Here is a 23558-nt window from a genome sequence, read left to right as displayed (position 1 = left end):
CGGGGGCCGGATTTGAACCAACGACCTTCGGGTTATGAGCCCGACGAGCTACCAAGCTGCTCCACCCCGCGTCCGTATCATCAAAAACAGTAAAACGATAACTGCCTTCGAGGCTGCGCATTATACGAGGAAAATTTATGGATGCAATAGCTCAAAAAACAAAATCCGTAATTTTTCCCGCAAACGCTTATTTTACAATCAAATATTGAAAATATGCTCACGATAGTAGCGTAATTCCGTAATCGAATCACGAATATCATCTAATGCCAGGTGACTTCCTTTTTTATTAAAACCAGAAAGAAGCTCTGGTTTCCAGCGGCGGGTCAATTCTTTCAGAGTGCTGACATCTAAATAACGGTAGTGGAAATACTGCTCCAGCTCCGGCATATGCTTATATAGGAAGCGGCGATCCTGACCAATACTATTGCCACAGATCGGAGACGCGCCCTTCGGTACCCACCTTTCCAGAAAAGCAATGGTCTGACGAACCGCTTCATCTTCATCAACCTTACTCTGGCGAACCCGCTCGACTAAGCCGCTATTGGTGTGTGTGGTCGTGCACCATTCGTCCATTTTTGCCAATTCAGCTTCCGGCTGATGAATTGCCAACACCGGACCTTCTGCCAAGATATTCAATTGTGCATCGGTCACTATGGTTGCAATTTCAATAATTTGGTGCGTTTCCGGATCCAGGCCGGTCATCTCCAGATCGATCCAAATTAAGTTCTGATCGCTGATTGTCATTGGATATTGCCTATTTTGTGAGTAAAACATGTATGATAATAACAAACGGAATCATTATCTGAATCCTAATCGGGTCAGATAATCAATCCAATGGGTATATTACCGTAAGCCAACCAAACTGAACGATATTCTTGTGGCAAAAAAGAAAAAGCTGACAAAAGGTCAGAGCCGTCGTGTTCGCTCTAACCAAAATAAACGACTACGTCGTGAAAAAGATGACGTACAGTGGGACGAAGCCCTGCTGGAATCCGCCCGTGAAGGCCTTGTGATCACACGTTTCGGCCAACATGCCGATATCGAAGATCCGGAAACAGGCATCATCCACCGCTGTAACCTGCGCCGGAGCATCCAAAGCCTGGTATCTGGCGACCGTGTAGTTTGGCGTCCTGGGGTTGAAGCCCTTCAAGGGATTGCCGGAGTTGTCGAAGCCGTCCATGAACGGGAATCGATGCTTACACGCCCGGACTACTATGATGGTGTCAAAGCCGTTGCGGCCAACGTTAACCGAATTATTATCGTTTCGGCGGTACTGCCGGAGCTATCTCTGAACATCATCGATAGATATCTAATCGCAGCGGAAACTGTCGGCGTTGAGCCGCTAATCGTACTGAACAAAGTCGATTTGCTAGACAACGAAAACCGTAAGCGTGTAGAAAAGATCTTATCGCTTTACCAAGATATCGGCTATGAACTTCGTTTTGTCAGCACTAATACCGGCGAAGGTATGGAGCAGTTAAAAGACGATCTCAAAGGCCATATAAGCATTTTTGCCGGCCAGTCCGGTGTGGGTAAATCCAGTATGGTCAATGCGCTGATGCCAGAGGTCGACGCTGAAATCGGCGATGTCTCTGAAAACTCAGGGTTGGGCACGCACACCACCACCGCAGCCCGCCTCTATCATTTCCCTGAAGGCGGTGATCTGATTGACTCTCCGGGAGTTCGTGAATTCGGCCTCTGGCACCTCGATGCTGAACAGGTAACCGAAGCCTTTATCGAGTTCCGCGATTACCTTGGTGGCTGCAAATTCCGCGACTGCAAGCATGGTGACGATCCTGGCTGCATCATTCGCGAAGCGATGGAAGAAGGCAAGATCAGCCGAGAGCGCTTTGAAAGCTACCATAAGATCATCGAAAGCATGTCGGAAAACGTGGCCAACCGCCAATTTTCCCGCAACAAGCCTGATTAAGCTCCCTCCTCCTCTGAAAACAGGGGAGGAACTCGCCTCTGGCCACTGACTTTCCTGACTATTTTAGGTATTATTATCTGTTGTAGTTATTCTTTAAATGTAAAAAGAGTAACCAAGCTGTTGATTAGTTGACACTTTCTGGAAAACACACCGTGCAAGATAATCTTAAAATCGGCCTGCAGTACTGCGCGCCAAAACATGCTCTGACCCGCCTGGCGGGTAAACTGGCTTCGCTAAAAGCTGGCATGCTGACCACCGCTGTTATTCGCTGGTTCATCGGCCGCTACAAGGTTGATATGTCTGAAGCACGTAACCCAGATCCTGCGGCCTATGCGACCTTTAACGATTTCTTTGTTCGCGAGCTGAAAGACGGCGCGCGTCCAATCAACGACGATGCCAATATCATTTCCCATCCGGCAGATGCCTGCGTAAGCCAACTTGGTCCAATCAAAGAAGGCCGCCTGTTTCAGGCCAAAGGGCACTACTTCGATGCTGTCGAACTACTCGGCGGTGACGAAACCCTGGCTGAAGAGTTTAAAGATGGTGAATTTGCGACACTTTATCTGTCGCCACGTGACTATCACCGCGTTCATATGCCTTGTGACGGCATCCTACGCCAAATGATTTATATCCCGGGCGATCTGTTTTCGGTTAACCCGCTAACAGCGAAAAACGTTCCGAACCTATTTGCCCGTAATGAGCGCGTAGTATGCATTTTTGACACAGCCCACGGCCCGGTTGCCCAGGTACTGGTCGGTGCAACTATCGTAGGTAGTATCGAAACCGTCTGGGCTGGTACCGTGACTCCGCCAACAGGCCCGGAAGTACGCCGCTGGGATTACCCGGCAACAGGCGACCAAGCAGTTACTCTGAAAAAAGGTGACGAAATGGGCCGCTTCAAACTAGGCTCAACCGTGATCAACCTGTTCCCGAAAGATATGGTTCGCTTCGTCGAAGACATGAAGCCAGATCAGCCTACACGCATGGGTCAACCGTATGCCGAGTTAAAGCAACCAACTGAAACAGAAGCATAACCACTTAACATTTTTAAGCAAAAGGGGCTTTCAAGGCCCCTTTTTTAATGAAAAAAATTGACCATAACGAGGAAATTTTCGCCGCTCAAATAGTATGCTGATTGATAACCTATAATTACAAGCAAACCGACATACTATGAAGAAGATATCCATTGCGCAGCTGTTCAAGCTGTTGATCGCTTTCGGGATCCCTCTCGGTCTTTTGATGCTCCCCATAGATACCATCCCGATAGAGGGCCTCACCCTTATCCAGCACCGGCTGCTAGCCATTTTTGCTCTTGCCGCACTCCTTTGGGTCCTTGAACCCGTCCCTGTATTCGCCACATCCATCCTTATTATCGCCCTTGAGTTAGTCATGATCTCCGACAAAGGACTGCACCTATTTCGTACCCCGCCTATCGGACACGAAATGGGGGAAATGATTAAATACACGGATATTTTCGGCGCCTTCTCCTCACCAATAATTATCCTGTTCATGGGTGGCTTTGCCCTTGCCATTGCCGCCTCTAAATATGAGCTGGATAACAACCTTGCCCGGGTCTTACTCAAGCCCTTCGGTACCCAGCCCAAGTTCATCATGTTGGGGCTGATGCTAATCACCGCAGTCTTCTCCATGTTCATGTCGAATACCGCAACTACCGTCATGATGCTGGCTCTGCTGGCCCCGATTGTGGCTTCTGTACCCAAAGGTGATATCGGGATCAAAGCTTTGGTACTCTGTATTCCTATCGCAGCCAACACTGGTGGTATCGCCACCCCTATAGGCACCCCGCCTAACGCTATCGCACTGCAATACCTCACCGGCGAACACAGCATCAATTTCCTTGACTGGATGATGATCGGCCTGCCGTTTGTCATCTTGCAACTGGCATTTGCCTGGTGGTTGTTACAAAAACTATTCCCGTCGACCCAGCAGCAAATGACACTCAAACTTGATGGCTCATTCCAGACCAGCTGGCAAGCCATCGTGGTCTACATCACTTTTGCCCTGACCATTATTATGTGGATGACAACCACGCTACACGGCATGAATACCTACGTCGTATCGATCATCCCATTGGCTGTCTTTACCCTGACCGGGATAATGGGCAAGGAAGAACTGAAACTCATCAACTGGGACGTACTCTGGCTGGTTGCTGGTGGTATCGCTATTGGCCTTGGCCTGGACAAAACCGGTCTCGCCGCCGCCCTTGCTCACGCCGTTGACTACGATAGCCTGTCACCGATTGCCGTAATGCTGACTCTGTCGATTATTTGCTGGTTGATGGCCAACTTCATGTCCAACACCGCAACAGCCAACCTGCTGATGCCGATTGCCGCAGCTGTCGCGGCCTCAATGGATAGCCTTGTCTCACTCGGTGGTCTGCAAGGTGTTCTGATCGTCGTCGCCTTCTCTGCATCACTGGGCATGATCCTGCCCGTATCGACACCGCCAAACTCGCTAGCTTACTCAACCGGACTCATCGAAAGTAAAGATATGGCTAAAACTGGGACGATTCTAGGAATTGTCGGTCTCATTGTGGTTTACGCCGGAGCCATGCTGCTGACCTAGAACTACGCCACCCCAAAGGCAAACACGCTTGCCTTTGGGGCACATGCTTTGTCATATCACCTTTCACACCATTTGGTACTAAGGTCACACTTTTCCCGGCAGATACCGCTAATGATTAGAAACTCACTGCCGATAAATTAAGCAGCTTATGCCCAGTCTTTAATCATTATGCCGACAACAACAACAATGCGGTAGAGCGCGAGAACCACGATGAAAAATACGATCAAACTAAAGATACAGATCGCAATTGCTGTGATTATTGCATCTGTCAGCGCCGTACAGACATGGATATCCATTAACCAACTCAAGCAAGAAACGACCGCTGAGATCAATAGTCAAATGCAGGACATCGGCGAGGCCACCAGCCGTTATGTTACCGACTGGCTAAAAACCCGTAGTGAAATGATGCTGGCCAATGAATCTCTGATAGCTAACCGGTCGAATGTAGATCGCGAGCTTCTGCTGACCAAGCGTATCGGTCAATTCCTGTCTGTCTATGCCGGGTTTACTGACGGTAACATCGCTTATGGTGACAAGGCGGAAGACTGGCCAAGCGACTATGACCCTCGCACCCGCCCTTGGTATCAAAATGCCATGAATGCCGGCGATCTGGTACTAACTGAACCCTACCAGGACTTTGACGGTAGTATTGTCGTCAGCTTCGCCAAAGCCTTCGAAGGACAGTACCGCGGCGTGTTAGCAGCCGACCTGACCGTGACCCATATCATTGATCAGATCCTCAACCTCAAGCTTGATCATAACGGTTTTGCCTTCCTGATTGACGGCAACAACAACATCGTGGCTTATCGCAATGAGAAGCTCAGCCAAAAGCCAATCACCCAACTCGACAATGAGCTGACACCGGCTCTGCTCAACCAACTGCAAAACGAGCAATCTATTCAGACAATTCTGTTTGACGGCGACAACCGGGAAAAACTGATCCATGCCACACCAATTGCCGGCACTGATTGGACACTGGCTCTGGTTGAAGACAAAGCACTGGCCTTTGCCTCAATCGGTGAGCAGGTTAAGTTTGTCCTGTTTGCTTCTGTTCTGCTTTACATCGTCATTGCAGCCGTAGCGACCATCATCATCAACAACCTGCTGCGCCCGCTGACCGTGCTGAACCAGTCAGTCAGCCAGTTAGCCCAGGGTAGTGGCGATCTCACCCAGCGAATCGAAATCAAACGCATGGATGAAATCGGTGAGCTGGCCGAAAACATGAACCGTTTTCTGGCCCAGCTGCAAACGATGATCAAAGGAGTCGTCAACCAATCTGAAACTCTAGGCCAATATGCGGAACGCTCAGCCCAACAGAGCAACTTGGCATCAGAGCGCGTTGCCGATCAGCAAAATGACGTCAACCAGATAGCAACAGCAATCCACGAAATGTCCGCAACCTCAGGCGAAGTTGCCAGCCATGCCGAAATGACCGCAGCGGCAGCTCAGGCATCCACCTCTGCCTGCGAACAGGGGCAACAAGTGATCGGCCATAACCGAGATGCCATTACCTCGCTGGCTAACCAGGTGCAGGATGCCGCCAATGTTATCCACGAGCTGGAAAGTAATGCGCAGGGTATCAACCAAATCCTGTCAACAATCCAGGGCATTGCCGAACAAACGAACCTGTTGGCACTCAACGCCGCTATCGAAGCGGCCCGTGCCGGAGAGCAGGGGCGGGGCTTTGCCGTCGTTGCCGACGAAGTCCGGGTTCTGAGCCAGCGTACCCATGATTCGACCGAAGAAATTCGTAGCATGATTGAAACCCTGCAGCAGAATACTCACCAAGCCGTTGACAGCATGCAGACCAGTACCGAACTGGCAAACCAAAGTGTCGGCTATGCAGAAGCAGCCAACGAGAGCCTCAACCAAATCACCCATACGATTACTGAGATCTCCGATATGGCGACCCACATCGCCAGCGCTGCTGAAGAGCAACGTGCCGTCAGCGAAGATATCAGCCGCAATACCCAGGCTATCAAAGAAGCCTCTGATCACCTTGCCGAACAAACGGCGCAGGTCAGCCAAAGCAGCCGGGAAATGAATGAATCGGCTGAAACAATGCGCAGTGATGCCTCACGCTTTCGGGTATAAACTCGTTCCCTCCATCTGACCGCCGAACCTGCTCGTTCGCAGGCTCGGCAACAATCACTCTATTAGCTTCCCGAGCCTCCATTCCACACAAGCAACACCTGCAAGTGATAATCATTTGCATTTAAACCTTGAGTTGCTTATAATTTGTTCCGCTTCGATAAGACGCCTTGAAATCCTAACTTGCCGCCTGTCGATGCAATACTAGCTGTTCCCCCTAGCTTTCTGGTTAATAGTCTGAAAGCGATTGTCGTATTTTATGGCTCAGGTACGGCAAATACCGAAAGGTATCATTGGGCACCCTCTAGGCTATATGGCCACTCTTACAAACGGCTAAAAATGAAAAACGCGGCAATCGCCGCGTTTTTTATTTCACTTGATATTATCAGGATCGGATGTCAGGCGATCTGGATCGGAAACGCCGTCACCTGATCAATATGATCCAACCCCTGCGCCAGCATGATCAAACGATCAATCCCCAACGCCACTCCAGCACAATCTGGGAAACCGGCACGCAAGGCTTCTACCAAATGATGGTCTATTGGCTGTGGCTCCAACCCCATCTTCAGGCGCTTGCGGTTATCTTCTTCAAAGCGAGCCAGCTGCTCGTCACCATCAGCCAATTCATGGAAACCATTCGCCAGCTCGATACCCTTAAAATACACTTCAAAACGCTCCGCCACCCGCTGATCATTTGGGCTAATCTGAGCCAATGCCGCCTGCGAAGCCGGAAAATCATACACAAAGGCTGGTACCTGCTGGCCAATTTTGGATTCGACGCCAACGCTGAATAGCAACTGCAATAAAGTATCGCGATCTTCTTCAAGCTCAGCAATATCTGAAAGCCCAAGCGTACTGGCCGCCACTTTCAATTCAGCCATGCAGCCTTCCAACGGGCATACACCCAACACATTGAGAAATGCTTGCTGATAGGTCATTCGCTCTGCCGCCTGGCAACCAAGAACCAACTGAAGCAGTTCGTCCATTTCATCCATCAAGTTATGGTGGTCGAAGCCGGGACGGTACCACTCCAGCATAGTAAATTCGGGATTGTGAAAACGCCCCGACTCCTCATTTCGAAATGACTTACAGATCTGGTAAATCGGGCCGCTACCAGCAGACAACAACCGTTTCATGTGAAATTCCGGGCTTGTCATCAGGTATAGAGGCTGACCTTTGGCGTAGCCAGGCCCCACAAAGTCAGTCTTGAAAGTATGAAGATGAATATCTGTCACCGTCGCCTGGCTCATAGCTGGAGTATCCACTTCCAGCACTTGGCGTCGGAAAAAGAAATCACGAATAGAGGCGATAGTCGCAGCACGCTGTTTCAGCTGTTCAATAGAGGCCGTCGGTTGCCAATGCAAAGTCATAGCATCACTTCTTAATATACAGGTGATTATTTTGCCGCCCAGTTTACCAAACTCCCCTTAAAGCAGCAGCTAGATCCCATGACCATGATCCTCTTGATGCACGATTATGACTAATTATGAATAGATACACATTTAAAAGGTAAATGCAATCACAAGCCAGATTACCAAACAAGCACAACTAAATAACATTGCAAACACCAAACCGACATAAAACCAACATTAATTGGCTATGCAACCCTTATAATCATTCAGTTCTTTTTTTAAATTAAAGGTTTATAACAAAAACACGAAACACGCCCTTAATGAGCCAGAAACAATTAACACAATACAAAACGATGAATTAACAACCATAAAACATTACACCTTGTGACAATAATCACAGTTTTTGTAATCATCTTATACTTTTGGGCTATTTCCATAAAAAAGCTGCGTCTAAATCAAATTTTCTGCCGATTTTGTTTCATAGAATGACCTCAGGATTTCAAGGATAAGTACGCTTTAGCGTACTTTTTTAAATTTTATCGTCTTACCTTCGGAGGATAGCTGTGAAGACTATTACCACAGATATCGCTGTAATCGGCGCAGGTGGTGCAGGCCTACGTGCTGCCATCGCTGCAGCAGAAGCAAATCCAGACTTGGAAATTGCACTGATTTCTAAAGTTTACCCAATGCGCTCTCACACCGTAGCGGCTGAGGGTGGCTCCGCTGCCGTCATCAAGGATGAAGATAGCCTGGACAACCACTTCAACGATACCGTTGGAGGTGGTGACTGGCTATGTGAACAGGACGTTGTTGAATATTTCGTAGAAAACGCGACTCGCGAGATGACCCAGCTTGAACAGTGGGGTTGTCCTTGGAGCCGTAAAGAAAACGGTGACGTTAACGTTCGGCGTTTTGGTGGTATGAAGGTTGAACGTACATGGTTTGCGGCGGATAAAACCGGCTTCCACATGCTTCACACACTGTTCCAGACTTCTATCAAATATGATCAAATCAAACGTTATGACGAGTACTTCGTTGTTGATCTGCTGGTTGAAGAAGGTGAAGTTCAAGGTCTTATCGCTATCCACATGTCTGAAGGCGAACTGATCTGCATTAAAGCAAAATCAGTTGTTCTGGCAACGGGTGGTGCAGGCCGAGTTTACAACTGTAACACTAACGGTGGCATCGTTACTGGTGACGGTATGGCTATGGCATTCCGCCACGGTGTACCACTACGTGATATGGAATTCGTTCAGTATCACCCAACCGGTCTGCCTGGTACCGGTATCCTGATGACCGAAGGTTGTCGTGGTGAAGGCGGTATCATTGTTAACAAAAACGGCTACCGTTATCTGCAAGATTATGGCATGGGCCCTGAAACTCCAGTCGGCCAGCCAAAAAACAAATACATGGAACTGGGTCCTCGTGACAAAGTTTCTCAGGCTTTCTGGCACGAGCAGCAGAAAGGCAACACAATCAAGCACCCACTGGGTGATGTTGTACACCTTGACCTTCGACACTTGGGTGAAGAGTACCTGCACGAACGTCTGCCATTCATCTGTGAGCTGGCTAAAGCGTACGTTAACGTTGACCCAGCGAAAGAGCCAATTCCAATTCGTCCAACCGTTCACTACACCATGGGTGGTATCGAAACTGATAACCACAATGAAACCCGAATCAAGGGTCTGTTCGCAGTGGGTGAATGTTCTTCTGTTGGCCTGCACGGCGCAAACCGTCTGGGTTCTAACTCTCTGGCAGAGCTTGTTGTATTCGGCCGCGTAGCGGGTGAAGGTGCAGCGAAGCGTGCAGAAGAATTCAAAGGCTGGAACGAAGCGTCAATCTCAGCACAGATCCAGGCTGTTCAAGAGCGCATTGACACCCTGATGGTGCAAGAAGGCGACGAAAACTGGGCTGATATCCGTACTGAAATGGGTCACACCATGGAAGCCGGTTGTGGTATCTACCGCCAGGAAGATCTGATGCAGGCGACAATCGAGAAGCTGGCCGAGCTTCGCGAACGCTACAAGAAAATCAGCATCAAAGACAAGGGCAAGGTATTCAACACTGATCTGCTATACGCAATCGAAGTGGGATACGGCCTGGAAGTGGCGGAATCAATGGCTCACTCTGCAATTCAGCGTCGTGAATCACGTGGTGCACACCAGCGTCTTGATGACGGTTGCACAGAGCGTGATGACGAGAACTTCCTGAAGCATACGCTAGCCTTCTACAACGGTGATAAGGCACCTCGCATCGAATACAGCGATGTGACAATCACTAAGTCTCAGCCAAAAGCCCGTCTGTACGGTGCCGCGGCAGAAGAGGCAGCAGCGAAAGAAGCAGCAGAGCAGAAAGAGGAGCAGGCATAATGTCAGGCAACCGCATCCAAAAAGTAGAAATTCTGCGTTATGACCCAGCCAAAGACGCAGAACCGTACTTCGAAATGTTCGAAGTACCGTTTAACGAAACCATGTCTGTGCTAGACGCACTGGGTTACATCAAAGACAACCTGGATAAAGATCTGGCTTACCGCTGGTCTTGCCGTATGGCGATCTGTGGTTCGTGCGGCATGATGGTCGACAATGTACCAAAACTGGCGTGTAAGACCTTCCTGCGCGACTACCCGAATGGTGTGAAGATCGAGCCGCTAGCAAACTTCGCTATCGAAAAAGACCTGATTGTTGATATGACGCCATTCATCGAGCGTCTGGAAGCCATCAAGCCTTATATCATCGGTAACGACCGCAAGCCGGAAGACGGCCCGAACAACCAGACTCCTGAGCAAATGGCAAAATACAAGCAGTTCTCTGCCTGTATTAACTGTGGCCTGTGTTACGCAGCATGTCCTCAGTTTGGCCTGAACCCAGAGTTCATTGGCCCGGCAGCACTAACGCTGGCTCACCGTTACAACCTTGACAGCCGTGACAACGGCTCTGATGAGCGAATGAAGCTAATCAACGGTGAAAACGGTGCATGGGGCTGTACGTTCGTCGGTTACTGTTCTGAAGTATGTCCGAAGAGCGTTGATCCAGCAGCAGCGGTTAACCAAGGCAAAGTTGAATCTTCTAAAGATTTCGTGATTGCCATGTTGAAACCTCAGGAGGCATAAGGATGAGCAACCGTAAACCTTACGTTCGTGAAATGAAGCGTACCTGGTGGAAGGATCATCCTTTCTACCGTTTCTACATGGTTCGTGAAGCAACTGTACTACCATTGATTTTCTTCACTATCTGCCTGACTTTCGGTCTTGGCAGCCTGGTGAAAGGTCCTGAAGCCTGGGCTGGCTGGCTAGAATTTATGGCTAATCCGGTTATTGTGGTTCTGAACTTCCTGGCGCTTGCCGGCAGCTTGTTCCACGCACAGACTTTCTTCAGCATGATGCCTCAGGTTATGCCTATCAAAATCAAAGGCAAAGCGCTGGATAAGAAAATTATTGTTCTGGCTCAGTGGGCTGCAGTTGCTGCAATTACACTGTTCGTTCTAGTACTAGTTTAAGGAGAGCCACGTGGTTAATCTAAATCCTAAACGTTCTGACGAGCCGGTATGGTGGGGTCTGTTTGGTGCAGGCGGTACTTGGTTCGCTATGCTGACACCTGTGACTGTCCTGGTACTGGGTATCATGGTACCGCTTGGCATGCTTGATGCCGAAGCGATGAGCTATGAGCGTGTAACAGGCTTCGTAACCAGCATCATCGGTGCGCTATTCACTATCGCAACGCTTGCACTACCAATGTGGCATGCAATGCACCGTCTACACCACGGTATGCACGATCTGAAATTCCACACAGGTGCTGCAGGTAAAATCGCGTGTTACGCGACAGCATTCCTAGTGTCTGCGCTGGCTGTTATTTTTGTCTTCATGATCTAGAGTCATAAGATATCCGCCATGTTCTAAAAGCACCGCCAGCGCGGTGCTTTTTTATGTCCGGAGAAACACACTTGGCCTGTTTCTCCAGGCAACAAAAAAGGCCGCCTAGGCGACCTTTTTCAGCGGCAAGCAGTGATTATTTCACACGGCTTACGTATTCAGCGCTACGAGTATCAACTTTGATCACTTCGCCGATCTGAATGAACAGAGGTACACGAACAACGGCACCAGTGTTTAGAGTTGCAGGCTTACCGCCAGTACCCTGAGTATCACCTTTCAGACCTGGATCAGTCTCAACCACTTCCAGCTCAACAAAATTTGGTGGTGTTACAGTGATTGGATTACCGTTCCAAAGCGTCAACGTACAAGTGTTGTTTTCTACCAGCCACTTCGAGTTATCACCAACAGCTTTTGCATCCGCAGCGATCTGCTCGAATGTTTCATTGTTCATGAAGTGGTAGAATTCACCATCGTTGTATAGGTAATCAAGATCGATGTCGATTACGTCTGCAGCTTCAACCGACTCACCAGATTTGAAAGTCTTCTCAAGAACCTTGCCTGAAAGTAACTTACGGATCTTAACGCGGTTGAATGCCTGGCCTTTACCTGGCTTAACAAATTCGTTTTCGATAATGACACATGGTTCATTATCAAGCATAATTTTCATTCCGCCGCGGAATTCATTGGTGCTGAAAGACGCCATTCTTATCCTCTTAACATCTTCGAGTTGTATTTAATGCCGCACATAATAACCCGAAACGCATCAACTGTTGAGCAAAACTGGCTTAATGAGCTTGCTAATGCGATTTCAGACCCCTTTCTACTACTAAAAAACCTCAAAATCGATCCCGCCCCATGGGAAAAAGGGCTTGCAGCCCGAAAATTATTTGCGCTACGTGTCCCTATGAGCTTTGTCGAAAGAATGGAAGTTGGCAACCCCTACGATCCATTGTTGCGCCAAGTGCTCCCACTGGAAGAAGAGTACGATGTACATGAAGGCTACTCGCTTGATCCACTGGAAGAGCAGGACAATGTCATTCCCAGTCTGCTGCACAAATATAAAAACCGAGTACTGCTGATTGTCAAAGGCGGCTGTGCAGTTAACTGCCGCTATTGCTTCCGCCGCCATTTCCCCTACCAGGACAACAAAGGCGGTAAAAGACAATGGCAGACAGCTCTGGACTATGTCGCCGGCACCCCGGAAATCAACGAAGTGATCCTCTCGGGCGGCGATCCACTGATGGCCAAAGATCATGAGCTGCAATGGCTGGTTGAGCATATCGCCCAGATCCCGCACATAAAGCGACTGCGGATCCACTCCCGCCTGCCGGTCGTACTACCATCACGGATCACCGATGAAATGTGCAATCTACTCCAACAGAGCCGCTTACAGGTCGTGCTGGTAACACACATCAACCATGCCAACGAAGTCAATGCTGAACTGCGTCAGGCAATGACCAAACTGAAACTGGCTGGTGTTACCCTACTCAACCAAGGCGTTTTGCTAAAAGGTGTAAATGATTCAGTCGGAGCCCTGAGCCAGCTGAGCGAGGCATTATTCGAAGCGGGTATCCTGCCCTATTACTTACATGTTCTGGATAAAGTTCAGGGCGCAGCCCACTTTATGGTGACAGACGAACGAGCACGCCAGTTAATGTCTGGATTACTAGACAATGTTTCGGGCTATCTGGTGCCAACACTGACCCGTGAGATAGGTGGTCGCCGCAGCAAAACCCCGCTCGACCTGCATCTTGAATAACGATCACCTTCCCCCTCTACAAAAACAAGGTTTTGTGTCACTTTAGGCACAAAACCCTCTTGCTTTCTCTTAATTTTCAAAAAGTAGCAGAAAAAAGCAGCTAACGGTTCTTGTTCACTTAAGCCTTGTGTATTTTGCGTCGCCTCTTACATAAGCAATACAAATAAATGGAATAAAAATCACGTTCTCATAGAAGACAAACACAACATGAACCTTAAGACCAAATTATCTGTCTGTTTTACTGTTCTTTCTATCGCCATTATTTTGGTGTTATCAGGTTTCTCGTATCAAACCCTGGAAGAGTCCACACTCAACAGACTAGATTCCGAACTAGCAACAGCGGCTTATGCGACTCAAAAAATTGTAGGTGATGACCGTCATGATCATCTCGATAAGGCCCATAGCGACTACGACAAAATTTCAGGGGATTTGACCGACTTTACCATGGCGTCAAATCTTGACTGGGCCTACACCACCATGATGAAAAACGGCCGGGTGTACTACACCTACGTCAACCAAACAGAAGAAGAAAGACGCTCAGGCAGATATCAGAACTGGTATTTAGAAGAATACAAAATCGTACCAAAGATGCTGCGTGAAGCGTTCCTGACCGAACAAATTCAGTTTGAAGAATATCAAGGTGAATTCGGACGCTACCGCTCGATTTTTGTTCCATTTCGTAACCATCAGGGCGATCTTTATATCGTTGGAGTCGACATCTCTCTTCAGGCCGTCGATACAATGTTAAGCAGTAAACTACAGCAAGTTTGCATTACCGCCGTGATAGTTCTGGTCCTGGCTCTGATTGCGGCTCAACTGTTTGCCAACCGTCTTGTGGCACCAATCAATGCCCTGAATCAGGTTTTGCTAAATATCGCCAACGGTGACTGGAACCTAAATCAAAGAGTAACGGTAGCCAGTAAGGACGAAATCGGCGTGATGGCCAACTCGTTCAACACCTTCATGGCCGCGCTGCGTGAGCGCTTGCTGGAAGTAAGCCAATCAACCGAAAGCGTTGCCGCAATTACCACCCAGCTTGACCATCTGGTACAGGCCGTTACCGACCGTTCAGTCGAACAGGCTGAGAATGTCGGCAACAGCGCAACAGCTATCGAAGAACTGGCAACCAGCTGTCAGAGCATCTCGGAAGTGGTCAGCAGCGCCAACCAAAAAATGACGCACTTTGAAGAACATACCCAAAACACTGTAGCAGCGATCAATCATGCAGTTACGGGAATGCAAGGTGTCCAGAAAGAAACAAACTCAGTTGCCGAGAAACTACATCAGCTTGACAGCCGTGCCAGTGAAATCAACTCGATTGTCGAAGTCATCAAAGGCATTGCTGACCAAACTAACCTGCTGGCTCTGAACGCAGCCATCGAAGCAGCGCGTGCCGGAGAGCAAGGCCGCGGCTTTGCGGTGGTTGCTGATGAAGTTCGCCAACTGTCTGAACGCACAGCCAAAGCGACTGTGGAAATTGGCACCATGATCAATACAGTTCAGAGCGACACCAGCAATGCCACCGACACCATGCAGCAGGCTGTAGAACAGGTCGACAATTGTGTACAACATGCCGACCAGGCTAATGACTCACTGAACGGCTTTCGCGCAGAAATCTCGACGGTTACCGAAGGGATGGAAGAGATCTCCGAGTCGGTCAAAGAGCAGGCTTTTACCTCTGAACACCTGTCATCGAATGTTGCCTCACTGAGCAGCAGCGCTGACGAAAACCGTTTATCAACAAAAGATGCACAACAAGGGGTTGAGGAGCTTAAGCGCAGAGCTACTGCGCTTCGCGACGTTGTGCGTTTATTTACGCTATAGCTTCACCCCATAACAAAAAACAATCCATAACAGGAGACATACCTTGAAACTGAAACTTAGCCTAGTGGCACTAGCCCTTATGGGTCAAACTGCAGCGCAAGCAGCACCTCTGCTGGTAGATTTTAACAACAGCGAGCGCGAAGAGCGTGTTCAGTCTAGCAACGCTTGGCTAGAAATCGATACTCAGGCATTTTCTGACAACATTCAGCTTCTGCAGAAAGATCTGAAAGCTAACACTAAGATCTGTGCGATCATGAAAGCAGATGCTTACGGTAACGGTATTGCAGGCCTGATGCCTACAATCATCGCGAACAACGTACCATGCGTAGGTATTACTAGTAACGAAGAAGCACGCGTTGTTCGTAAGCACGGCTACGAAGGTAAAGTGATGCGTGTTCGAGCTGCTAGCAAAAACGAAATCGAAGGCGGCCTGGATTACGAAATCGAAGAACTGATCGGTACTAAGATGCAGGCTGATCAAATCATCGACATCGCAATGAAAAACGGCACAACTATCCCTGTTCACCTTGCACTGAACACTTCAGGCATGGGCCGTAACGGCCTGGATCTGACTACTTATGAAGGTCAGGTTGAAGGTGTGGAAATCGCTAGCGATCCTAACCTGAAAATCGTTGGTATGATGACGCACTTCCCGAACGAAGGTCTTGATGAAATCAAGCGCAAAGTTGATCGTTTCAAGGTTGAAACTAAATGGCTAATGGACAGCGCTGGCCTGAAGCGTAAAGACATCACTCTACACGTTGCTAACTCTTACATTACGCTTAACCTGCCTGAAGCGCACCTTGATATGGTTCGCCCAGGCGGCATGCTTTACGGTGACTACCCAGCAACAGCACCGTACCAGCGTATCGTATCTTTCAAAACTCGCGTAGCATCACTGCACCACTTCCCAGCGGGCAGCACTATCGGCTACGGCAGCACAAAAGTACTAGAGCGCGACTCTATTCTGGCTAACATGCCTATCGGTTACTCAGACGGCTTTGCTCGCTCTCTAAGCAACAAGGCTGATGTACTGATCAACGGCCAGCGTGCTCGCGTAATGGGTATGGCATCAATGAACACTACGATGGTTGACGTTACAGACATCGCTGGCGTACAGCCTAACGACGAAATCGTTGTATTCGGTAGTCAGGGCTCAGAAAAAATCACAGGTGAAGAGACTGAAGAGAAAAGCGGTCGTATTCTACCTGAGCACTACACAGTATGGGGTGCAACTAACCCACGTGTTTACCGTTAATCACTAACGTAAATATTTTCAAGGCCAGCCTCATGCTGGCCTTTTTTCTGCCCGCTTCCCCATCAAATTTTCCCATCAATACGATAAAAAAAGATCATCATCAATTAGCTCGCTTTTTCCCCCGATTGGGCGCATAGTCGCGCTCCAATCAGTCGGCAGGGAAGATAGCCAAACTTCTCCGCTTTACTGCCATATCCACTTATTTTTTACGAGTAGCGCAATGAAAATTGGCATCCTGTCCCAGAACGAAAATTTATACTCCACCCGTCGCCTTCGCGAGGCCATCGAGCAGCGAGGCCACCAAGCAGTCATTATCAACGCCCTGCGCTGTTATATGAATATCAATTCGGTTCAGCCTTCAATCCATTTCGAAGGCAGTGACCTGACTGACTTCAATGCGATTATTCCACGTATCGGTGCCGATATTACGTTTTACGGCTGCTCGGTGCTGCGACAGTTTGAAATGATGGATGTCTTTTCGGTCAATCAATCGATAGCAATCTCCCGCTCGCGGGATAAGCTCCGTTCACTGCAGCTACTTAGCCGCAAAGGAATAGGAATGCCAATTACCGGTTTTGCCAGCAAGCCTGATGACGTGCCGGATCTGATCAAAATGGTGGGCGGAGCCCCACTGGTGATCAAGCTGCTCGAAGGCACCCAAGGCATTGGTGTGGTGCTAGCCGAGACTCAAAAAGCCGCCGAAAGCGTTATCGAAGCTTTTATGGGGCTGAAAGCTAACATTATGGTCCAGGAATTCATCGAAGAAGCCGACGGAGCCGACATCCGCTGCTTTGTTATCGGGGATAAAGTCATTGCTGCTATGAAACGCCAGGGCGCAGAAGGGGAGTTTCGCTCCAACCTGCATCGAGGAGGCAGTGCAACGCTAATCCGCATTACGCCGGAAGAGCGCAAAACCGCAGTAGCCGCTGCCAAGGCGATGGGATTGAGCGTCGCTGGTGTCGATTTACTACGCTCGAAACGCGGCCCTCTGGTCATGGAAGTGAATTCCTCTCCGGGGCTGGAAGGCATAGAGACGGCAACCGGAAAAGATATCGCCGGCATGATTGTCGAATATATTGAAAAGCATGCTGGCCAAAAACGAAGCCACCGCTTGGTGCATCAATAAACAAGCGATCAAGCCGGACAACCGAAAATCGCGAGCCCTTGCCACTCGCCGTCCCAAAGCAGCCTGTTGGCTGCTTTTTTTCACTCATAATTAAAGGAGAAACACACAATGTGGCCTGACATTGAGCCTTTTGCATGGCCAGCATTATTAAAATGTGCCATTTGCGGCACGCTGATTGGATTGGAGCGCCAACTGCGCGGCAAACCGGTAGGGATCCGCACTGCAACCTTAATCATTGTTGGCACCTATTGCTTTATTACCCTTGGCCGCACTCTTTCAGCCAGCAACGCTGATCTTGCCCGGGTCATGTCTCAGATTATCACCGGCATAGGCTTCCTTGGTGCCGGGGTTATGATGAACAGAAACGGACAAATCCACGGCGTGACCTCAGCCGCCGTTGTATGGATGCTGGCAGCCCTTGGAGTCACCATTGGCCTTGGCTATGGACAAAGTGCCGTACTAATGACAGGCGTAAGCATTGGAGTACTACTCGGCGTGGACAAACTGGAAAATAGCCTTCGTTTTTTACGAAAAGGCGTCCATGCTCATTTATCCGATCGCCGTCAGCGCAAAAAAATTAAACGCCACCAGCCATCAGCAGAACGTCAATAAGATGTGCATATTTTAATTTACACCTTAAAGCTGAACAAAAAATCAAAATCATTAAATAAATCACAAATCAGAAGCAAGATACTGATTTCTAAAGAATTTAACATTGTTCAGCTTTTCCGGCTTTTTCCTTTGAGAGCTCATCATGACTCTTTCTTATTCGCTTGTGCAGTTTCACGCCCCAAAATCAGCTTTTCGCTGAGCAAAATTAACCCCACAATATAAAAGCCCCACAAAACACTATAATCAACTGATTTTAAACACTTAAAAACACGTGCAGCTTTCTCAGCTTTTTTCCAGATAAAGTCTGTTCATCAAATCCAAGTCTTTCCCAATCAATCTTGTACACCTTCCCCCCCCTTTAACAGCGAAAAGGTAAGCAATATCACAGCCATTATATAAAAGAACACCACCAAGAGTTAAGTGATTGATTTTATTGGGTTGTTTTTATGTGCAGCTTTTCAGGCTTTTTTCCTTGTGAACTCTGCACAATATTTTTCCGAGGAGGGCACCAACAATGTACAGCTTTTATTTCACTGAACACCAAAAAGATGAGCTATTTCACAGCCACGTTACCAGCGCGATACCATCACAACCTAATCCATTGTTTTTAAACAGATTTAATTGACGTACAGCTTTTTGAGAAATTTATCGTGTGACCTGTTTGGTGCGAGGTGCGAGGTGCGAGGTGCGAGGTGCGAGGTGCGACAGGATGAATTTCCTATAATCAAAGACAAGTATTATTTCTCGTCACTTCTGAGATGCAGATAGAAAATGAAGACAAAAAACGGAGGCCGCAGCCTCCGTTTTCTACCAATATCAATTGGTGGTTTATCTCTAAGCAGAATGGGTTGAGAGCAAGAAGAAAACGCGCAGTTTATAAAGCATAAATGAGCATTTTCGACGCCGCTATCGAGCTATTCTGCGACGAGATAAAGCAGCTATCACATCATGCCGCCCATACCACCCATACCACCCATGCCGCCCATATCAGGCATTGCTGGGGCGTCTTTCTGTGGCTGGTCAGTAATCATTGCTTCTGTAGTGATCATCAGGCCAGCAACAGATGCTGCAAACTGAAGTGCAGAACGAGTTACTTTAGTTGGGTCAAGGATACCCATCTCGATCATGTCACCGTACTCACCCGTTGCCGCGTTGTAACCGTAGTTTGCTTCGCCAGCACGTACATTGTTAGCAACCACAGACTCTTCATCACCTGCGTTCTTAGTGATCTGACGGATAGGCGCTTCCATTGCACGAAGTGCTACGCGGATACCCACATTCTGCTCTTCGTTATCACCTTGCAGCTCAACAACTTTAGATGCCGCACGGATTAGCGCAACACCACCACCGGCAACAACACCTTCTTCAACAGCAGCGCGAGTTGCGTGTAGTGCATCTTCTACGCGGTCTTTCTTCTCTTTCATTTCAACTTCAGTTGCTGCACCTACTTTAATAACGGCTACACCGCCAGCCAGTTTGGCTACACGCTCTTGAAGTTTTTCTTTGTCGTAATCTGAAGTCGCTTCTTCGATCTGCTGGCGAATCTGAGCTACACGGCCCTGAATCATTGCTTCTTCACCAACACCATCAATGATAGTCGTGTTTTCTTTGGTGATAGTAATGCGCTTCGCCTGACCCATATCTTCTAGCTGAACTTTCTCAAGCTCCAGACCAACTTCTTCAGAAATTACAGTACCTGCAGTCAGTACCGCGATGTCTTGCAGCATTGCTTTACGGCGGTCACCGAAACCTGGTGCTTTAACTGCAGCTACTTTCACGATACCGCGCATGTTGTTCACTACTAGTGTTGCCAGCGCTTCACCTTCTACATCTTCAGCGATGATAAGAAGTGGACGAGATGCTTTTGCAACCGCTTCTAGTGCAGGCAGTAGTTCACGAATGTTAGATACTTTCTTGTCAATCAGCAGGATGAATGGGTTTTCCAGGTCAACAGAACCCGCTTCCTGGTTATTGATAAAGTATGGAGACAGGTAACCACGGTCGAACTGCATACCTTCAACTACGTCTAGTTCGTCATGAAGCGCCTGTCCTTCTTCAACAGTGATAACACCGTCGCGGCCAACTTTTTCCATTGCTTCAGCAATGATGTTACCAACCGTTGCGTCAGAGTTTGCAGAGATAGTACCTACCTGAGCAATCGCTTTAGTATCAGCACATGGAACAGACAGCGCTTTCAGCTCTTCAACAGCCGCAATAACAGCTTTATCGATACCGCGCTTCAGATCCATTGGGTTCATACCCGCAGCAACTGCTTTCAGGCCTTCGTTTACGATAGCCTGAGCCAGTACTGTTGCAGTAGTTGTACCGTCACCCGCAGCATCGTTAGCCTGAGACGCAACTTCTTTAACCATTTGCGCACCCATGTTCTGGAATTTGTCTTCCAGTTCAATTTCACGCGCTACAGATACACCATCTTTAGTGATAGTCGGTGCACCGAAAGATTTGTCCAGTACTACGTTACGGCCTTTAGGGCCCAGCGTTACTTTTACAGCGTCAGCCAGAACGTTTACACCTTCTAGCATTTTAACTCGTGCGTCGTTACCAAATTTAACGTCTTTAGCAGCCATGTCTTTCTTCCTTTCTTAATTTTTAATTCGTAGTGATCGGATTATTCAACGATTGCCATGATGTCGTTTTCAGACATGATCAGGACTTCTTTACCGTCGATCTTTTCAGATTTAGTGCCGTAGCCTTCTGCAAAGATCACAGTATCACCAACTTTAACGTCCAGCTGCTGTACTGTGCCGTTTTCTAGGATGCGGCCTTTACCTACTGCCAGTACTGTACCGCGAGTAGATTTTTCGGCTGCCGAACCAGTTAGAACGATGCCACCAGCAGACTTTGATTCAACTTCTTGGCGCTCAACGATAACTCGGTCATGTAAAGGACGAATGTTCATCGGTCGTCTCTCCTGATTTTGGTAATATCCATACAATTAATAAGGTAAGGGGAATCGCATCCCTTACTTTTTCTGATACTTAGACATGTTGGGACGTTTTTCTAGATCCCAAGCCCCAGGGGGTATTTTTTTCAAAAAATTCACTGAGAATTTTTGCCCGATCACACTCTTTGCTTTAGGGTAAGCGAGCATCCCACTTCCGAGACCAGTATGTCGATAGCAAGAAAGGTAGATAAACACGGGCTATTGTCCGAGCCCATCCCTCTCGCCCTGCGCCGATTAACCATTCCTATGGTGTTCGGCATGGTGGCGATTCTGATGTTTAACCTCGTCGACACCTTCTTTATTTCACTACTGGGCACCGAGGCATTGGCTGCGGTCAGTTTTACCTTCCCGGTAACCTTTGGCCTGAACTGCATCACCATGGGTGTTAGCGTCGGAATATCAACCAGTATTGGCCGCCTACTCGGAAGCGGCAACAATCGTGATGCAGCACGGTTCGCAAGCCACGGATTATTATTGGCCGTCATCCTGATGATAGCCGCTTCCAGCCTTGGCCTACTGACTATCGAGCCGCTGTTCTCGCTGATCGGTGCCACATCTGATCTCTTACCCATCATCAAACAATATATGGGGATCTGGTATCTGGCCATTCCATTGTTGGTCATACCGATGGCCGGTAACAGTGCGATCCGTGCTACCGGCGATGCAAAAACTCCGGCAAAGATCATGATGCTGGCTGGCGTGATCAACGGTGTACTGGATCCTTTACTGATCTTCGGCATCGGTCCGTTTCCAGAGCTGGGTGTTCAGGGGGCAGCAATTGCCAGCGGGATCAGCTGGGCCTTTGCCTTGGCCAACTCCCTCTATATTTTGATCAAAAGAGAAAAACTGCTGGCTAAACCGCAACTCGACTGCCTAGGCAACGACTGGCGTCAAACCTTGCAAATCGGTACGCCGGCAGGCCTGTCCAATGCCCTAAACCCACTATCAGGCGCTTTATTAATGTGGCTACTGGCAGCTCAAGGAACCGCATCCGTCGCGGCTTATGGTGCAGCCATGCGAATAGAATCCATTCTGGTCATTGTTATGATGTCGCTAGGCTCAGCCTTGATGCCGTTTATGGCCCAGAACCTCGGCGCTAAACAACCCCATCGCGCTTTCCAGGCCCTGTTTACCGCCATGCGCTTCGCCATCATCTTCCAGTTTTTAGTCTTTATTATGATGGTACCGCTAAGCTGGCCGCTATCCTCATTATTTAGCCAAGATAGCGCCGTTCAACAACAACTCTGGCATTATCTGGTCGTCGTCCCATTCAGCTATGGCATGCAGGCGGTTTGTATGCTGTTGATCAGTGCGCTTAACGCCATGCACAAACCAGTGCATGCCCTGGTCTGGAACCTACTGCGGCTATTTGCCTTCTTACTACCGGCAGCATGGCTGGGCAGCAAAATAAACGGAACGGAAGGGCTGTTTATCGGTATCGCCATTGCCAACTTGATCAGCGGGATCGGGGCCTATTTATACGCAGTAAAAATACGGCGAACCACATACAGAAATCTGGTCAATATCAGCTAAATTGCTCTCATTATTTCCCCACTTGAAATATGAACAGCATTAACAGTATGAACAGAAAAGGCAGCCTTTGGGCTGCCTTTTGTATTCAACCAAGCACTTATCACTTAGTGCAACCTGTGGTTGCTGTCGTTCTCTTTATTTTCATCTTTACGCTCGAACTCACCATCAAACACATCGCCATTAGAAGGACGACGGCTAAACGGATCATTTTGCTTCTCGAACGGGTCCTGGCTGTCATAGCTCTGGCTATTACCGAAACCGGCACTGAAGCCTCCGCCCATCCCCTGAACCTTAACCCGGCTCATTAGCTGCTTAGCCAGCATAGCGCGTGGCGCTGGCAGCAATACCAGCATACCTAAAGCATCTGTCATAAAACCAGGTGTTAGTAACAATACCCCGGCCACTGCCAGCATCACCCCCTCAACAATCTGCTGGGCAGGCAACTCGCCTTGCTGCAAGCGGCTTTGCACTGACATCAACGTCGCAATTCCCTGGCTCCGTACTAACGATGCCCCGACAATTGCAGTCACTAAAACCAATGCAATCGTTGGCCATAAGCCAATAAATCCACCCAGCTGGACGAACAGGGCGATTTCAATAATAGGAACAACGATAAAAAGAAATAATAAAACAGGAAACACGACTCACCTCTTT

20 protein-coding genes are annotated in these 23558 nt (G+C 48.5%); 14 read left to right on the top strand and 6 right to left on the bottom strand.

Features of this window, described 5'->3' with window-relative positions; all coding sequences use genetic code 11:
* Positions 1–198: 198 nt before the first annotated feature.
* A complete protein-coding gene (gene orn / locus Q0852_RS16140) occupies positions 199–744 on the bottom strand; it encodes an oligoribonuclease (protein ID WP_299019650.1) in 546 nt (181 codons plus the stop codon).
* A 133-nt stretch (positions 745–877) separates the two neighbouring features.
* On the opposite strand from orn, the gene rsgA reads away from it, so the two are divergent.
* The 4 genes from rsgA (at position 878) to Q0852_RS16120 (ending at position 6610) form a co-directional block, all read left to right on the top strand.
* A complete protein-coding gene (gene rsgA / locus Q0852_RS16135) occupies positions 878–1930 on the top strand; it encodes a small ribosomal subunit biogenesis GTPase RsgA (protein WP_299019649.1) in 1053 nt (350 codons plus the stop codon).
* 152 nt (positions 1931–2082) lie between these two features.
* On the top strand, positions 2083–2964 hold the full coding sequence (gene asd / locus Q0852_RS16130) for an archaetidylserine decarboxylase (RefSeq protein ID WP_299019648.1): 882 nt from the start codon (positions 2083–2085) through the stop codon (positions 2962–2964).
* Between the two features lie 136 nt (positions 2965–3100).
* Entirely contained in the window at positions 3101–4516 is a 1416-nt protein-coding gene (locus Q0852_RS16125) for an SLC13 family permease (protein ID WP_299019647.1), read from the top strand.
* A 210-nt stretch (positions 4517–4726) separates the two neighbouring features.
* The gene (locus Q0852_RS16120) at positions 4727–6610 is read left to right on the top strand and encodes a methyl-accepting chemotaxis protein (RefSeq protein WP_299019646.1); all 1884 of its coding nucleotides are present in this window, start codon (positions 4727–4729) and stop codon (positions 6608–6610) included.
* 395 nt (positions 6611–7005) lie between these two features.
* On the opposite strand, the gene epmA is transcribed toward Q0852_RS16120, so the two are convergent.
* A complete protein-coding gene (gene epmA / locus Q0852_RS16115; protein WP_299019645.1) occupies positions 7006–7977 on the bottom strand; it encodes an elongation factor P--(R)-beta-lysine ligase in 972 nt (323 codons plus the stop codon).
* 545 nt (positions 7978–8522) lie between these two features.
* Here epmA and frdA point away from each other — a divergent pair.
* From frdA to frdD, 4 genes are read left to right on the top strand one after another with little or no spacing between them, the layout of a single operon-like run.
* Positions 8523–10328: a fumarate reductase (quinol) flavoprotein subunit gene (gene frdA, locus Q0852_RS16110; protein ID WP_299019644.1), complete on the top strand. Its 1806-nt coding sequence runs from the start codon at positions 8523–8525 to the stop codon at positions 10326–10328.
* Positions 10328–11068 carry a succinate dehydrogenase/fumarate reductase iron-sulfur subunit gene (locus tag Q0852_RS16105; RefSeq protein WP_299019643.1) on the top strand — a complete coding sequence of 247 codons (741 nt, stop codon included), beginning with the start codon at positions 10328–10330 and terminating at the stop codon, positions 11066–11068. Before frdA ends, Q0852_RS16105 begins: the two co-directional genes overlap by 1 nt.
* A gap of 2 nt (positions 11069–11070) precedes the next feature.
* Entirely contained in the window at positions 11071–11454 is a 384-nt protein-coding gene (gene frdC / locus Q0852_RS16100) for a fumarate reductase subunit FrdC (RefSeq protein ID WP_299019642.1), read from the top strand.
* 10 nt (positions 11455–11464) lie between these two features.
* Positions 11465–11827 carry a fumarate reductase subunit FrdD gene (gene frdD, locus Q0852_RS16095; RefSeq protein WP_299019641.1) on the top strand — a complete coding sequence of 121 codons (363 nt, stop codon included), beginning with the start codon at positions 11465–11467 and terminating at the stop codon, positions 11825–11827.
* A 136-nt stretch (positions 11828–11963) separates the two neighbouring features.
* On the opposite strand, the gene efp is transcribed toward frdD, so the two are convergent.
* Complete coding sequence (gene efp / locus Q0852_RS16090) at positions 11964–12530, bottom strand: elongation factor P (RefSeq protein WP_299019640.1); 567 nt, start codon at positions 12528–12530, stop codon at positions 11964–11966.
* Between the two features lie 33 nt (positions 12531–12563).
* Between efp and epmB the strand changes: the two genes are divergently transcribed.
* The 5 genes from epmB to Q0852_RS16065 all read left to right on the top strand — a co-directional run bounded on the left by epmB (position 12564) and on the right by Q0852_RS16065 (position 18406).
* Positions 12564–13586, top strand: a complete 1023-nt coding sequence (gene epmB, locus Q0852_RS16085) for an EF-P beta-lysylation protein EpmB (RefSeq protein WP_299019639.1) — start codon at positions 12564–12566, stop codon at positions 13584–13586.
* 207 nt (positions 13587–13793) lie between these two features.
* A complete protein-coding gene (locus tag Q0852_RS16080) occupies positions 13794–15410 on the top strand; it encodes a methyl-accepting chemotaxis protein (protein ID WP_299019638.1) in 1617 nt (538 codons plus the stop codon).
* Positions 15411–15453: 43 nt separating this feature from the next.
* Positions 15454–16668 (top strand): alanine racemase, encoded by a 1215-nt coding sequence (alr, locus tag Q0852_RS16075; RefSeq protein ID WP_299019637.1) that lies wholly within the window; start codon positions 15454–15456, stop codon positions 16666–16668.
* 220 nt (positions 16669–16888) lie between these two features.
* Positions 16889–17794, top strand: a complete 906-nt coding sequence (gene rimK, locus Q0852_RS16070; RefSeq protein ID WP_299019636.1) for a 30S ribosomal protein S6--L-glutamate ligase — start codon at positions 16889–16891, stop codon at positions 17792–17794.
* Between the two features lie 108 nt (positions 17795–17902).
* Entirely contained in the window at positions 17903–18406 is a 504-nt protein-coding gene (locus tag Q0852_RS16065; protein ID WP_299019635.1) for an MgtC/SapB family protein, read from the top strand.
* A gap of 941 nt (positions 18407–19347) precedes the next feature.
* On the opposite strand, the gene groL is transcribed toward Q0852_RS16065, so the two are convergent.
* Both groL and Q0852_RS16055 read right to left on the bottom strand, forming a co-directional pair.
* Complete coding sequence (gene groL, locus Q0852_RS16060; RefSeq protein WP_299019634.1) at positions 19348–20994, bottom strand: chaperonin GroEL; 1647 nt, start codon at positions 20992–20994, stop codon at positions 19348–19350.
* A 41-nt stretch (positions 20995–21035) separates the two neighbouring features.
* Positions 21036–21326: a co-chaperone GroES gene (locus Q0852_RS16055; RefSeq protein ID WP_299019633.1), complete on the bottom strand. Its 291-nt coding sequence runs from the start codon at positions 21324–21326 to the stop codon at positions 21036–21038.
* A gap of 210 nt (positions 21327–21536) precedes the next feature.
* Between Q0852_RS16055 and Q0852_RS16050 the strand changes: the two genes are divergently transcribed.
* Complete coding sequence (locus tag Q0852_RS16050; RefSeq protein WP_299019632.1) at positions 21537–22904, top strand: MATE family efflux transporter; 1368 nt, start codon at positions 21537–21539, stop codon at positions 22902–22904.
* Positions 22905–23008: 104 nt separating this feature from the next.
* Here Q0852_RS16050 and Q0852_RS16045 read toward each other — a convergent pair whose 3' ends face one another.
* A complete protein-coding gene (locus Q0852_RS16045; RefSeq protein WP_299019631.1) occupies positions 23009–23545 on the bottom strand; it encodes an FxsA family protein in 537 nt (178 codons plus the stop codon).
* Positions 23546–23558: the final 13 nt, after the last annotated feature.

Source organism: uncultured Photobacterium sp. (assembly GCF_947502415.1).
Lineage (GTDB): Bacteria > Pseudomonadota > Gammaproteobacteria > Enterobacterales > Vibrionaceae > Photobacterium.
Note: the sequence above shows the minus strand (reverse complement) of the source record. Positions and strands in the feature narration are given on the sequence as shown.

What these genes read in the sequence shown, in the direction of transcription:
- Q0852_RS16125 (WP_299019647.1), top strand. Translation starts at nt 3,101, where the DNA reads ATGAAGAAGATATCCATTGCGCAGCTGTTCAAGCTGTTGATCGCTTTC.
- epmA (WP_299019645.1), bottom strand. Translation starts at nt 7,977, where the DNA reads ATGACTTTGCATTGGCAACCGACGGCCTCTATTGAACAGCTGAAACAG.
- epmB (WP_299019639.1), top strand. Translation starts at nt 12,564, where the DNA reads ATGCCGCACATAATAACCCGAAACGCATCAACTGTTGAGCAAAACTGG.
- rimK (WP_299019636.1), top strand. Translation starts at nt 16,889, where the DNA reads ATGAAAATTGGCATCCTGTCCCAGAACGAAAATTTATACTCCACCCGT.
- orn (WP_299019650.1), bottom strand. Translation starts at nt 744, where the DNA reads ATGACAATCAGCGATCAGAACTTAATTTGGATCGATCTGGAGATGACC.
- Q0852_RS16055 (WP_299019633.1), bottom strand. Translation starts at nt 21,326, where the DNA reads ATGAACATTCGTCCTTTACATGACCGAGTTATCGTTGAGCGCCAAGAA.
- Q0852_RS16080 (WP_299019638.1), top strand. Translation starts at nt 13,794, where the DNA reads ATGAACCTTAAGACCAAATTATCTGTCTGTTTTACTGTTCTTTCTATC.
- frdC (WP_299019642.1), top strand. Translation starts at nt 11,071, where the DNA reads ATGAGCAACCGTAAACCTTACGTTCGTGAAATGAAGCGTACCTGGTGG.
- efp (WP_299019640.1), bottom strand. Translation starts at nt 12,530, where the DNA reads ATGGCGTCTTTCAGCACCAATGAATTCCGCGGCGGAATGAAAATTATG.
- Q0852_RS16105 (WP_299019643.1), top strand. Translation starts at nt 10,328, where the DNA reads ATGTCAGGCAACCGCATCCAAAAAGTAGAAATTCTGCGTTATGACCCA.
- Q0852_RS16120 (WP_299019646.1), top strand. Translation starts at nt 4,727, where the DNA reads ATGAAAAATACGATCAAACTAAAGATACAGATCGCAATTGCTGTGATT.
- Q0852_RS16065 (WP_299019635.1), top strand. Translation starts at nt 17,903, where the DNA reads ATGTGGCCTGACATTGAGCCTTTTGCATGGCCAGCATTATTAAAATGT.
- groL (WP_299019634.1), bottom strand. Translation starts at nt 20,994, where the DNA reads ATGGCTGCTAAAGACGTTAAATTTGGTAACGACGCACGAGTTAAAATG.
- Q0852_RS16050 (WP_299019632.1), top strand. Translation starts at nt 21,537, where the DNA reads ATGTCGATAGCAAGAAAGGTAGATAAACACGGGCTATTGTCCGAGCCC.